This is a genomic window from Cohnella kolymensis (assembly GCF_000829465.1).
GTDB lineage: Bacteria > Bacillota > Bacilli > Paenibacillales > Paenibacillaceae > Cohnella > Cohnella kolymensis.
In genome coordinates this window covers 134841-147489 of sequence record NZ_JXAL01000024.1, presented here as the reverse complement: position 1 = coordinate 147489, position 12649 = coordinate 134841, and the positions used below count along the sequence as shown (strand labels likewise).

Here is a 12649-nt window from a genome sequence, read left to right as displayed (position 1 = left end):
CCTTGTTTGTATAGCACGGTAGTTACTTCACTTGTTCGTTAACAGAGTGCTGACCGAGGTGTATATTCGAGGCAAGAAATTCAAGACGGTGCCGCTCTGTGGAAAGTCGATGGTTATGCCGTACACGGCGTCATCAACTTGCTTCACAATCAGTTGCCGGGTGCTGGTATCGCTGCTTGCAGTGAGCATCATCAGCGCTCCGCCAAGTGAAGGGCTAATTTCAGAGGGAGGGGTTTCCTGCACCTCTCCGATCGGGATGAGCTCTTTCTCCGCTGCTTGTTTGATCTCTTCCAACTTATAGCCTGCAGGCAGCTTTTCAATGGTGGCCCGATACCGGTCATCCGTTTCAAAAGTCATTGTTCGCGAGGCGTCGTCAAACGTTAATCCTTCCAGCACATACAAAGCATATTCGGGTAAGATCCTCAGGCCTCCTGAGTAAGTCCACGGGCCACCATCGGTTTCAACCGTGAAGTCCTTCTGCCGCGGAAGCAAATCAATCCCTGTCTTCGGCGGAGCGTCGCCGATCTTCTTGATCTTCTTGATCTTCTTCAAATATCGCTGGAAAATGCCGCCCTCAAGCGGTTCTTCTTCATACTCGATCCAGACTTTGTCGCCTTCATTGATTTCACGGAAATCCAGGTCGGGAGTTTCATACGTTTGAAATGCCGTTTCTTGCCCGTCGATGTTGATCGCCACAGTGTGGGCGTCAACGCCTGCTACATATTCACCGGTGCCTTGCTTGGTTATTCGCACCACAGGCGTCGAAGATGCCGGCGGTGCCGGGGTCGCCGGCTCCGTCTCCACGGCCGGAGATGAGCTGACCGACGGCAGCGGCGGCTGTTGCGCGGCCGGCTCGGTTTGATCCTGCATTGCGAATCCAATCACCAACGCCGCGCATACCGCAAGCGAAGAAATAGCGGCTAGCAGCACATTACGGGGAAAGCGCCGCCGTTCCTCCACGGCTTCCGCCGCCTGCTCAATCTTCAGTATTTTTTCCATAGTGAATGTCTTTGCCTTGATCGGATCTGATTTCAGCGCTTCATACCATTGCGGCTCACGCTCTTCCATGAATCCATTCCTCCTTCCAGGCTCCGTTTACTTTCTGACGCGCCCGCGATAATCTCGATTTAACCGTGCCTTCCGATACGCCGAGCAATTGCGCGATTTCTTTTTGCGACAGTTCATTCTTAGCATGCAGGACGAGAACTTCACGATATTTAACGGGTAGATTCATGACCAGCTGCCAGAGTTCGCTGGAAAGGGAATGCTGCACCGCTTCCTGCTCGGCGGACGGATGGGTTTCGCTGGGGGTTACCGATTCGGCCAAAACAATCTTACGCATGAAGGCACTCCTGCGGTAATTGATCGAAATATTGCGCGTGATGGCAAACAACCAAGTTCGCATGGAGGATTCGCCCCGAAAAGAAGCGATATTACGATACACTTTCAGAAACACGTCCTGCGAGATGTCATCCGCAAGGTCAGCTCTGTTGGTTAGCAAGAAAGCATAATTCCAGACTTCCTGGCCATATGTCAGCATTAATTCCCGAAAACTTTCGGCATCCAGACTTTCAGCCACTTTCCAATACTCCAGCTCCATCACGATCTCACCTCTATTAGTTAGACAATTCAAATCGGAAGTTCGTTCCAAACTGGCTGTATTTGTCAGCAGATTGTTTGTATACTTAATTCATTAGCTGAACATAGCAAGCTGTTCAAGAGAGGCTGATGAGACGGATGGCAATTTATTTCGCGCTTTTACGAGGCATTAACGTAGGTGGAAAGAACATCATTAAGATGGCTGAATTGAAGCGGATGTTTGAGGCTATGGGGCTGAGCCGGGTTCAAACCTATATCCAAAGCGGTAATGTTCTGTTCGAATCGAATGATGAGGAAGAACGTTTGCGTGAACGAATTGAGCATGAAATTCAGGCGGTATTTGGTTTCCCGGTAAAAGTTATTTTAAGAACAGCGGAAGAGCTGAAAAGAATTGCTGCCAGTTGCCCGTTCTCAGAGCAGGAAGTAGCCGAAGCGGAGGCATTCTCTGAAGGAGAGAAGCTGTACGTCGGCCTGTTACTTGAGAAGCCTTCCTCGGAAGGGATTGAACGGCTGAAGCCTTACCAAAGCGTAAACGATCAGTATCGGGTCGTTGGCAAAGAAGTGTTTCTTTTGTTCCGGGACAGCGTACGCAATTCCAAGCTTGCGGCCAACCTTGAGAAGTTAGGTGTACCGGTGACCGTACGTAACTGGAAAACGATGAACAAGCTCGTCGCCCTAGCTCATACTATAGAGGTTAAATGAAATTTGAAGCCGGCTCAAGTGAACCGGCTTCTTTTTGTTTGGAGAAAATGAATAACAATTTTACATTTCGTAGACATGACCATCTTTATCCATTACTATAATGTTATAAACGATACACAAATGTTCGTTTAAAACTCGCGATGGAGTTGAATTTCATGTCCGTTTCTCCACGTTTGAATCGAATGTTTAGCGCTCAGGGCAAATGCTTCGATGTAGCGATAGACCATGGCTTTTTTAATGAATTTACCTTTTTGGCTGGAATAGAAAACATGAAACAAGCAGTCGAGACCATCGTAGATGCGAACCCCGACTGTATTCAACTGAGTACCGGACAAGCCCGGCATTTGCAGTCCATGAAAGGAAAGCAGAAGCCGGGACTTGTGCTGCGGGCGGATGCCGCGAACATTTACGGCGCCGAGCTGCCGAAGTTTCTGTTCAGCGAGCTGATCGAGCGTGCGGTTGAGCAGGCGGTCGTTTGGGATGCAGTGGCTGTCTGTGTGAATCTACTGTCACTGCCGAATCAGCCCGAGCTTCATCATCAATGTGTGCGAAATATATCCCTTTTGAAAAAAGAATGCGAGAAGTACGGAATGCCGCTCATGGTCGAACCTTTGGTCATGCTTCCAAACGAACAAAAGGGCGGTTATATGGTGGATGGAGATATTCGTAAAATCATGCCGTTGGTGCGTCAAGGCGTTGAACTTGGTGCGGATGTGATCAAGGCGGATCCCTGTGACGACGTGTCCGAGTACCATCGGGTAATTGAAATCGCTTGCGGCATACCCGTACTCGTTCGCGGCGGCGGGCGTGCAAGCGATGAGGAAATTATGAGCCGTACCGTGCGGTTAATGGAGCAAGGCGCCTCGGGTATCGTCTATGGACGTAACGTGGTGCAGCACCCGAATCCCGCGGGTATGACCAAGGCGCTGATGGCCATTGTGCATCATGGAGCAACTGCCGAGCAGGGGTTGGCACTTCTGAAAGGGGACGGACGATGATGGTCAGCAGAGTCATTCGATTCGGCGTGATCGGCTGCGGTCTCATGGGCAAGGAGTTCGCCAGCGCCGCCGCTCGTTGGTGTCACCTGTCCGATGTCGACTTCGAGCCCCGCATCGTGGCGGTTTGCGATGCGAATCCCGACGCAACGGAGTGGTTCCGGGAGCGTGTGCCGACTGTTGAACGGACTTATTCGAATTATAAGGAATTACTCGCCGATCCGGCGGTGGAAGCTGTTTACTGCGCCGTTCCGCACCATTTGCATGCACAAATTTATGTGGACATCATTAATACGGGCAAGCATTTGCTTGGCGAGAAACCGTTCGGTATCGATCAAGAGGCGAATGGTTTGATTCAGCAAGCAATTCGTGAAAATCCCAGCGTCATCGTCCGATGTTCCTCCGAATTTCCGTTCTTCCCGGGAGCTCAGCAAATCATCCAATGGGTTCGGGAAAATCGCTTCGGCAAAATTATTGAAGTAGAGGCGGGTTTCTGGCATTCTAGCGATCTCGACCCGGTAAAGCCGATCAATTGGAAACGAAGGGCTGCAACGAATGGAGAGTACGGATGTATGGGAGATCTTGGCATGCATGTGCTGCATTTGCCGCTGCGTTTCGGATGGAAGCCGGCTAACGTTCGGGCGCTGCTGTCCAAAGTCGTAAATCAGCGTCCCGACGGAAAAGGCGGCATGGCTCCATGCGAAACATGGGATAATGCGATCCTTGCGTGCGAGGTCGAAACGGAAGTACAGAGCTTTCCTATGGTTCTGTCCACCAAGCGGATCGCTCCGGGTCACGCCAACACTTGGTTCATCAAGATTCAAGGCACGGAATTTTCAGCAGAATACTCGACGAAAAATCCGAAACAAGTCGCTTCGCTCCCTTATCGGCAGGGGCAGCCGCAAGCATGGCATATTGCTGATGTTCCGTACAAATCCGCTTACGATACGCTGACAGGCGGTATTTTCGAATTCGGCTTCTCGGACTCCATTCTCCAAATGTGGGCTGCATTTTGTGACGAGATTTCGCATGCCGGCCAAATGCGGCAGCCGTTCGGGTGTGCCACACCGGAAGAAGCGGCAGGCAGCCATCTCGTGTTTACAGCTGCTCTGGAATCTCAGCGCACCGGTGATACGGTTGAGGTGAATTGGAGGGATTAAGTTGGACCAACGACAGGCTTCGGACATCATTGTTGCAGGACATATTTGTCTGGATGTCATCCCCCTTATTCAGGAGAAACAAGGCGGCATGGACGCCCTTCTTATTCCGGGTAAGCTTGTCGACGTCGGACCTGCTTTGACCGCTACCGGAGGTGCTGTCTCGAACACAGGATTGGCGCTGCATCGTCTCGGTATAGCGACCAAGCTCATGGGCAAAGTTGGCGACGATTTATTCGGGCAGGCGATTATCGATGCTTTGGCTCGATACGGGGACAGCTTGGCCGACGGGATGATCAAGTCGCCCGGAGGGGTCAGCTCCTACTCGATCGTGATCAATCCGCCCAATGTGGATCGCATATTTTTGCATTGTACCGGAACGAATGACACGTTTGCCGCTGCTGAAGTAAATCCGGAAGCGTTGCATGGAGCGAAGATTTTTCACTTCGGTTATCCGCCGTTGATGCAGCTTATGTATGAGAAAGATGGAGAGGAGCTGCAGACTCTCTTATCTAGAGTCAAAGCGCAAGGTCTGACGGTATCGCTCGATATGGCCAGACCCGATCCGGAGTCGGTTGCGGGGAAGGCGGATTGGCGGCTCATTCTTTCGAAGGCGCTTCCGTTTGTTGATGTCTTCATGCCCAGCTTTGAGGAAATTCTGTATATGCTGCAGCGAGATACTTTCGATTCACTGGTACGGTCTTATCAGACGACTGAGCTTGTTCGTTTTGCCGACAGCGATTTGTTAAATTCGCTGTCCCAGGAACTTCTGGACATGGGAGCAGCGATCGTGGCTTTGAAGCTTGGCGAACATGGTTTGTACGTGAGAACGACTGCCGATCCCGGCCGCCTTGCGGCCATGGGATTTGGTGCGCCCCAGACGGCGGCACAAGCGGATTGGTTGGGCCGCGAACTGCTTATACCCTGTTACGAGGTGAAGGTGGCCGGCACCACCGGGGCAGGAGATTGCACGATTGCCGGGTTTCTCGCGGGCTTGCTTCGCGGGGTTCCGATTGAAGAAGTGCTTCACGCCGCGGTAGCGGTCGGAGCGTGCAATGTCGAGAAGGCGGATGCCACGAGCGGCGTTCCAAGCTGGGAAGAAGTACGAAGCCGAATGGCAAGCGGCTGGGCACAGAAGCCGATTGCTGCCCACTTTGCCGGCTGGGAGCATGACAGCAATACCGGAGTTTACTTTAGCGGGAGGAACCGCAATTGATGAGCGCATTATTGAATGAGAGGCAGCAACAGATTCTTGAGATGTTGAACACGGACGGCGAAGTGAAGGTAGCGGAGTTGAAGGAAACGTTATCTGTGACCGAAATGACGATCCGCCGCGATCTGGAGAAGCTTGAATCCGCAGGCATCGCCAAACGGACTTTCGGCGGCGCCATCCTGATCGGCAAAGATATTGCCATCCATGAGCGAACGGGTGTCATGACGGAAGAGAAAATACGCATCGGCAAAAAGGCTGCGGAGCTGATTCGGCCTGGGGAATCGATCTTTCTTGACGGGGGCACGACCACTTTTCAGGTGGCGCGTTACTTAAAGCCGGGTTCGGATGTGACCGTCGTGACCAATGCGCTCAATACAGCGGTCGAGCTTATGAGCAAGAAAATCCCCACCCTGGTAACCGGCGGCATGATTCTGGAGACGACGTCCTCTTTGGTGGGACCGATTGCTGCAGAAATGCTCTCGGGCATGGCCTTCGACCGGATCTTCCTCGGAGCGACGGGTGTGAACGAAGCGCATGGATTCAGCAACTCCAATGTGTATGAAGCGGAGATCAAGAAAATCGCCATGAAACAGTCCGCCGAAGTCAATGTGGTGCTGGATCACACGAAGTTTGGAGAGAAGGTGCTCGTCTCTTTCGCATCCCTCGCCAGTGTGCATAGAATCATTGCGGATGAAAAGCCGGACCCCGCATTGCTTCGCGCATTAAAAAAAGCCGGCGTAGAGATCCTACTCGGTTAGGAAGGAGGCTGAGTGTGATCCGAGGCTTTCTCTTCGAGCACCTGTTCAACTTTGGTGATATGCGTCTCCATCCGGACAGCCGCTTCAGACGGCTTCCGGTTTGCAATCGCCTGGTATATCGCATAATGCTCCTGCAGAAGCCGCTCCGTCGAAGACCGTTCCGCATAAATCCACAATGCTCGCATATCTTTCATACTGCCATGCAGCTTTTGCGAGAGTGTGCCCATCAGGTCGTTCAGCACGGGATTGTGCGTCGCAGCAGCAATCTGTTGATGGAAAAAGATATCCGCCTGCTCGTTAAACGACTCGTCGCCCAAATTTTTCTCCATGCTGTGCAGTGTTTCCGCCATCGAGGAAAGATCCATATCCGTCCGGTTCTGGGCGGCGAGAGATGCGCACCCCGTCTCCAGCACACGCCTCACTTCGAGAATATGACGGATCGAAGCTGCGCGGTGCACCCAGGATTCGGGGTCCGACAATGCCGGATGCAAAGGCTGCGAACCAGGCTCAGAACCTGTAATTACCGGCTTCACGAACGTTCCTCCGCCTTGTCTGACATCCAGCTTCCCCATTGCTTTTAGAGCGCTTAAAGCTTCACGAATCGTAGACCTCCCAACGCCGTATTGCGCGGCCAAATCGACAACCGATGCGAGGCGGTCTCCGGGCGCAAGCTTGCCTTCCTCCAACTGTTTGCTCAGATCATTCAATACCCATTCATGCTGCTTCAACGGGCGATCACTTGCTGTGCTCACTCTAGTCACATCCTTCAAAATTTCCACTTTGCTCCATTTACATATCAGAGTATACTAAAAGTTAACAAAAGTCATCAGATGACCTGATTAATATATTGCGATTATAGCAAATGAGGTGTGCAAATTGCTTCAAGAGGAAGCTAGACTCGAGCTGAAAGCTATTGTGGGCGATAAGTTGTTCAAAGACGACCCTGAATCGTTAGTTACACACTCCTATGATGGCACCCCGATGCTCCAAGCGTTACCCGATGCAGTCATCTATCCGGAAAATACGAATCAGGTGTCGGATATCATGAAGGTGCTTCACCGTTACCGTATCCCCGTAATAGGGCGGGGTTCCGGAACGAATTTGTCCGGCGGCACCGTACCTGTACAAGGCGGCGTCGTGATGGTCATGCACCGGATGAGTCGGATTCTTGAAGTGGATTTGGATAATCTCACTGCGACCGTGCAGCCCGGCCTAAATACGAAAGAGTTTATTACATACGTTGAAGGGCTTGGACTGTTCTATCCGCCGGACCCAAGCAGCATGGCGGTGTCCACGATCGGCGGCAATATTGCGGAATGTTCCGGCGGATTGCGCGGCTTGAAGTACGGCACGACCAAGGACTATGTGATCGGTCTGGAAGCGGTGCTCGCTAACGGCGACATTCTGCGCACAGGCGGCAAATCGATGAAAGATGTCGCGGGTTACGATCTGACCAAGCTGCTGGTCGGCTCGGAAGGAACGCTGGCGATCATTACGGAGGCGACATTAAAGCTGGTCCCGCCTCCTAAGTATAAGAAAACGATGCTTGCCATGTACAAAGATTTGTATGGTGCGGCGCGGACGGTTTCGAAGATCATTGAACAGCGAATCATCCCGGCAACGCTTGAGTTTCTCGATAACTCTACCATTCGGGTCGTAGACGATTTTGCAAAATTAGGCTTGCCGCTCGACATGGAAGCAATTCTGTTAATCGAGCAGGATGGAGAAGTAGAGAGTGTTGAACGGGACATCGCGAGCATCGAAGCGATTTGCCGTGCGGAGAATGCCGAGAGGGTGAGTATTGCGGAAAGTCAGGAGGAGGCGCTGAAACTTCTGACCGCTCGCCGCAGCGCTTTTACCGCTCTTGCCAGACTGCGGCCAACGACGATCCTGGAAGATGCCACCGTGCCCCGCTCCAAAATTGCCGACATGGTGTTGGAAATAAACAGGATTGCGCAGAAGCATCGGGTGCAGATCTGTACTTTCGGCCACGCCGGAGACGGCAACCTTCATCCTACGGCCACCACCGATGCCCGGGATGCCGAAGAGATTCATCGCGTGGAAGCCGCGTTCGAAGAGATTTTCGAAGCGGCCATCCGGCTTGGCGGCACCATTACCGGTGAGCATGGCGTCGGACTTGTGAAGTCTCCTTTTCTCGAATGGAAGGTAGGAAGCGTCGGCATTGAAGTGATGAAGTCCATTAAGCAAGCTTTCGATCCTCTGAATCTGCTGAATCCGGGGAAAGTTTTTGCCAAAGAATCGCGCAAAAGGGTGGTAATCAACCGTGGCTGAGCCTCTCACACAAACGACACTTAATCCGCTCGCCCAGAAGCTGCGTCTTCGTCTGGATGAAGATCAACTGACCAACTGCATGCGATGCGGGTTTTGCCTTCCGGCTTGTCCGACGTTCCGGGAAACGGGATTTGAGGCGGAATCGCCGCGCGGCCGGATTGCCTTAATGAAAGCGGCAGTGGACGGTATTCTTGCGCCGGATCAAGCGTTCGAGGAGCAGATGCATAATTGTCTGGGGTGCCGGGCCTGCGAACCGGTATGTCCGGCAGATGTCAAATACGGCCAACTGATCGAGCAGGCGCGGGATGCGATTGAGGATCATACGGTCAACCACCGTTGGTGGGTGAAGCTTAGCCGGCGAGCGGCGTTTAACTTCACGTTTCCCCACCAGAATCGGATGCAGTGGATCGGCCGCAGCTTGCGATTCTATCAAAAGTCAGGGTTAAGAAAAGTCGTTCGCGGCGCTGGCATAATGAAGCTTTTTCCGAAGTATATGAGGGAAATGGAGAAGATTCTTCCGGACGCTTCATCCCGCGGGGTGGTTGAGCAGATTGGCAGTCGTCATGCCGCAAAAGGTGAGAAAATCGCAACGGTCGGCCTTTTTCGGGGCTGCATCATGGATGTGCTGTTCACGGACACCAACATTCATACGGTGGAATTGCTGACCGAAGCCGGTTTCGAAGTGGTTATACCCGAGACGCAAAACTGCTGTGGAGCGCTTCATGCGCATAGCGGGGAAGCCGAAGGAGCCAGGTCGCTTGCACGCAGAAACATTCGAGTGTTCAAGGAAGCCGGTGTGGATTATATCGTTTCGAATGCGGGCGGCTGCGGGGCGATCTTAACGGAATACGATCATCTGCTGCATGAGGATGCCGAATGGGAGCAGGATGCGAAGTGGTTTGCCAAGCGCGTCATTGATGTGAGCGATTTGTTGGTGAGCCACGGAAGAGTTCCAAGCTTCGCGGAAAGCTCAGCCCTCCCGCTGCGTATTACGTATCAAGATTCGTGTCATTTGCGCAACGTTATGCGTTCTTCCAATGCTCCGCGTCAGCTGATGAGTCAAGTTAATGGCGTCGAGTTTGTGGAGATGAAGGAAGCGGACCGCTGCTGCGGCTCGGCTGGAATCTACAATCTGACGCGTCCGGAGATGGCAGGGCAGTTACTCGAGCACAAGATGGAAAACGCAAACGCCACTGATACCCATTATTTGCTGACCAGCAATCCCGGTTGTTTATTGCAGATGAAGCATGGGATCGAGCAGCATGGTCAGTCCGGACAAATGCAGGCTGTGCACGTGGTGGACTTTCTCTATGAACGAATGAAAAAGCAGAAGTAACCAGGCTAAGCGGAGTGCGCACCGGCAACAGTATGCACTCTGCTTTTTTATTTCATGGCTATGTTAAATCTTAATGTTGATATTTGACAAAAAGAAAGCCGCCATCTGAGAGGGCGGCTAATTAAACTAGCGTATCCGTTAGCGTAACAAAATAATTACGATTAAAGATAAAATGGTAGCCAAGACAGTCAAAACAAGCATTGTCGTTAAGTGTTTTCCCCATTTTCCTACAAAATTGTCTGACATACTCCGTCCTTTAGAAAGCTCTTTTTTGAATTCCTTCCTAAACAAATACAATTGAATTATGACTATTAGGCAAATGAACGTTGCAACAATGCTTAAGATGACACGGGATGATAAATCCATGTTTTAAAGTCACTTCTTTCAAAGATTTAATCGCTCGCCTTTTACATAATTCCCGTCTCCTTATTACACTAAACTGCCCGTTACTTCAATAAGAAAATCAACAACAAAGTTTAACAGAGCCTATTTCATAATGATTTCTTTTTGCCTATATACATTAAATGTGAGGACATACCGAGAACGGATTTGTCCTTCGCTGTTCTGATCAGTAACTCAGTCAACTTTTTATATTCTTCCTCACCCTGCTGCTCCCAATATTGTTTCTGTTCTTCCGAAAGTGAAACTCCTATGTTCGTGGACCCGATCAAATCGATCGTTGCGAATCCGTGACTTTCCATAAAAGGCTCTATTTCATCCACATCAAAAAAATACGCGCCTGTATACCTTCCTTTGTCGCTATGGTTGAATATACCTGTTCGTGAAAACTCGTCGATTGCGTTCAGATTGTCATGCGGCCGCCATTGCTTAGGGTGTTGCAGCGACGTCATAATCATGTTGATTCGGCTTCGAAAAGCCACATAAACGACACCCTCGCGTTTGGTGACACGATAAAGTTCCTGCACCGCGGCTTTTCTCTCTTCTTCTTGTAGTAAATGATAGAGAGGTCCCAGCATCAACGCAGCATCGAATTTTTCATCTGGTAAATCAGATAAATTTGCAGCGTTTAACACATGAAATCCGTCAAAGCATTCCGATAGATTCAGTTCGATGGATTTTTTTTTTGGCGATCTCGACTAGATTAGGAGTTAAGTCGGTTAGCGTTACTCGATATCCATGTTTGGCTAATTCCATCGAGTATTTACCTGGTCCTGCGCCGTTGTCCAAGATCGCACCATTGGGTGGCAAGTGAGTTGTGATGTAATGCCAGTTCACTGTGAATTCAAGCGGCTCCCGGCTTAATCTTCCCCATTCGTCAAAGCGTGAATAGTAATCTATAATATCGCTCACCAGGCTTTCACCTCCTTCGAAAAGTGATTTTTCCTATTCTACTTTATGTCCATTATCTGTAAAATACAATGGAAACGATTAACTGAGAACGGTGAAGGGGTGTCGGAGAATGGAATCTATCATTTTCAATCAAATCGAGTTTAGCAGAAAGCGTACTTTGGACGTGGTTTCGCCAGTGTCTGAGCAGCATGCGGACATCGTGCCGAAAGGATTCAACAACAGCATCCGCTGGAATCTGGGTCATATCCTCACCATTCAAGAGAGACTTGCCTTCGAATTAATCAGAGAACAGCCGGATCTGGATGCGAATTTAATGGGCTTTTTTATGAAAGACACCAAACCCTCCGATTGGCAAAGCGCCCCGCCGGATCTGCCGACATTATTCGAACTGTTGAAGGAACAACCTCGCAGGCTGCAGCAGCGTCTGCAAGGACGCTTGGCGGAGCCTTTGGTTACTCCGTTCAGAGGCGTGACCCGGCTTGATGAACTGCTCATTTTAACGATCGGCCATGAAGGCCTGCACACCGGATACATAATGGCGCAAAAAAGAGCCGTAGCCGCGCAGGTGCAATAAGAAAGCTCCAGAATGCTCCGAAAAATTAATGTTGTCGAATTGATGGGACAGCCTGTATTCAATTGACTCATTTTGTCATGTATAATGAGTGCTAACAGCATCAGGTGGAGGGTATCGAAATTGGCACAGTTATACTACAAATACGGCACGATGAACAGCGGCAAATCTTTTGAAATCATTAAAGTGGCTCACAACTACGAGGAACAGGGGAAGCCGGTATTGATTTTTTCCCCGTCTATTGATACAAGAGCAGGAACGAACAAGGTCGGGTCTCGCGCGGGCCTATCCCGTCCTTCCATTCCTGTCGATGATAAAACAAATCTGTATGATCTCGTACATAAGCATCTAGCGGACATGAAACCTAAACGCATATATTGTGTACTGGTGGACGAGGCTCAGTTCCTGAACAAAGAGCAAGTCATTCAACTTACGCAGATCGTGGATGAGTTGAATATTCCGGTTATGGCATTCGGACTGAAGAACGATTTCCAGAACCAGCTGTTCGAAGGCAGCTACAACCTGCTCATCCAAGCCGACAAGATCGAAGAAATCAAAACGATCTGCTGGTACTGCGACCGCAAAGCGACCATGGTCATTCGGTTCAGCAACGGTGTGCCGGTTAATGAGGGGCCGAAGATATTGATCGGCGGGAACGAGGATTATAAGCCGGTTTGCCGGAAGTGTTACAATAATGCGTTTAAGTCGAAATAAG

At 50.7% G+C, this 12649-nt stretch carries 14 protein-coding genes; 9 read left to right on the top strand and 5 right to left on the bottom strand.

Going from position 1 to position 12649, the window contains the following annotated elements:
- Positions 1-27 precede the first annotated feature (27 nt).
- Both SD71_RS15790 and SD71_RS15785 read right to left on the bottom strand, forming a co-directional pair.
- Complete coding sequence (locus SD71_RS15790; RefSeq protein ID WP_041061488.1) at positions 28-1068, bottom strand: hypothetical protein; 1041 nt, start codon at positions 1066-1068, stop codon at positions 28-30.
- Positions 1055-1600, bottom strand: a complete 546-nt coding sequence (locus SD71_RS15785; RefSeq protein WP_041061486.1) for an RNA polymerase sigma factor — start codon at positions 1598-1600, stop codon at positions 1055-1057. The genes SD71_RS15790 and SD71_RS15785 overlap by 14 nt, the downstream gene beginning before the upstream one ends.
- Positions 1601-1737: 137 nt before the next feature.
- Here SD71_RS15785 and SD71_RS15780 point away from each other — a divergent pair, with 137 nt between their 5' ends.
- The 5 genes from SD71_RS15780 to SD71_RS15760 all read left to right on the top strand — a co-directional run bounded on the left by SD71_RS15780 (position 1738) and on the right by SD71_RS15760 (position 6424).
- Entirely contained in the window at positions 1738-2301 is a 564-nt protein-coding gene (locus SD71_RS15780) for a DUF1697 domain-containing protein (protein ID WP_041061483.1), read from the top strand.
- 140 nt (positions 2302-2441) lie between these two features.
- The gene (locus SD71_RS15775; protein WP_326998713.1) at positions 2442-3299 is read left to right on the top strand and encodes a class I fructose-bisphosphate aldolase; all 858 of its coding nucleotides are present in this window, start codon (positions 2442-2444) and stop codon (positions 3297-3299) included.
- On the top strand, positions 3296-4456 hold the full coding sequence (locus tag SD71_RS15770; protein WP_235427160.1) for a Gfo/Idh/MocA family protein: 1161 nt from the start codon (positions 3296-3298) through the stop codon (positions 4454-4456). The genes SD71_RS15775 and SD71_RS15770 overlap by 4 nt, the downstream gene beginning before the upstream one ends.
- A gap of 1 nt (position 4457) precedes the next feature.
- On the top strand, positions 4458-5669 hold the full coding sequence (locus tag SD71_RS15765) for a carbohydrate kinase family protein (RefSeq protein ID WP_235427159.1): 1212 nt from the start codon (positions 4458-4460) through the stop codon (positions 5667-5669).
- Positions 5669-6424, top strand: a complete 756-nt coding sequence (locus tag SD71_RS15760) for a DeoR/GlpR family DNA-binding transcription regulator (RefSeq protein ID WP_041065141.1) — start codon at positions 5669-5671, stop codon at positions 6422-6424. The genes SD71_RS15765 and SD71_RS15760 overlap by 1 nt, the downstream gene beginning before the upstream one ends.
- On the opposite strand, the gene SD71_RS15755 is transcribed toward SD71_RS15760, so the two are convergent.
- The gene (locus SD71_RS15755; RefSeq protein ID WP_041065138.1) at positions 6421-7176 is read right to left on the bottom strand and encodes a FadR/GntR family transcriptional regulator; all 756 of its coding nucleotides are present in this window, start codon (positions 7174-7176) and stop codon (positions 6421-6423) included. The two genes, SD71_RS15760 and SD71_RS15755, sit on opposite strands and share 4 nt — an antisense overlap.
- A gap of 124 nt (positions 7177-7300) precedes the next feature.
- On the opposite strand from SD71_RS15755, the gene SD71_RS15750 reads away from it, so the two are divergent.
- Positions 7301-8716: an FAD-linked oxidase C-terminal domain-containing protein gene (locus SD71_RS15750; RefSeq protein ID WP_041065135.1), complete on the top strand. Its 1416-nt coding sequence runs from the start codon at positions 7301-7303 to the stop codon at positions 8714-8716.
- Positions 8709-10052: a (Fe-S)-binding protein gene (locus SD71_RS15745; RefSeq protein ID WP_041065132.1), complete on the top strand. Its 1344-nt coding sequence runs from the start codon at positions 8709-8711 to the stop codon at positions 10050-10052. The genes SD71_RS15750 and SD71_RS15745 overlap by 8 nt, the downstream gene beginning before the upstream one ends.
- A 491-nt stretch (positions 10053-10543) precedes the next feature.
- Here SD71_RS15745 and SD71_RS15740 read toward each other — a convergent pair whose 3' ends face one another.
- A complete protein-coding gene (locus SD71_RS15740) occupies positions 10544-11086 on the bottom strand; it encodes a class I SAM-dependent methyltransferase (protein WP_268747760.1) in 543 nt (180 codons plus the stop codon).
- A gap of 10 nt (positions 11087-11096) precedes the next feature.
- Positions 11097-11363, bottom strand: a complete 267-nt coding sequence (locus SD71_RS25655; protein ID WP_268747759.1) for a class I SAM-dependent methyltransferase — start codon at positions 11361-11363, stop codon at positions 11097-11099.
- 109 nt (positions 11364-11472) lie between these two features.
- Here SD71_RS25655 and SD71_RS15735 point away from each other — a divergent pair, with 109 nt between their 5' ends.
- Complete coding sequence (locus SD71_RS15735) at positions 11473-11937, top strand: DinB family protein (RefSeq protein WP_041065129.1); 465 nt, start codon at positions 11473-11475, stop codon at positions 11935-11937.
- Between the two features lie 120 nt (positions 11938-12057).
- Positions 12058-12648 (top strand): thymidine kinase, encoded by a 591-nt coding sequence (locus SD71_RS15730; RefSeq protein WP_041065127.1) that lies wholly within the window; start codon positions 12058-12060, stop codon positions 12646-12648.
- Position 12649 lies beyond the last annotated feature (1 nt).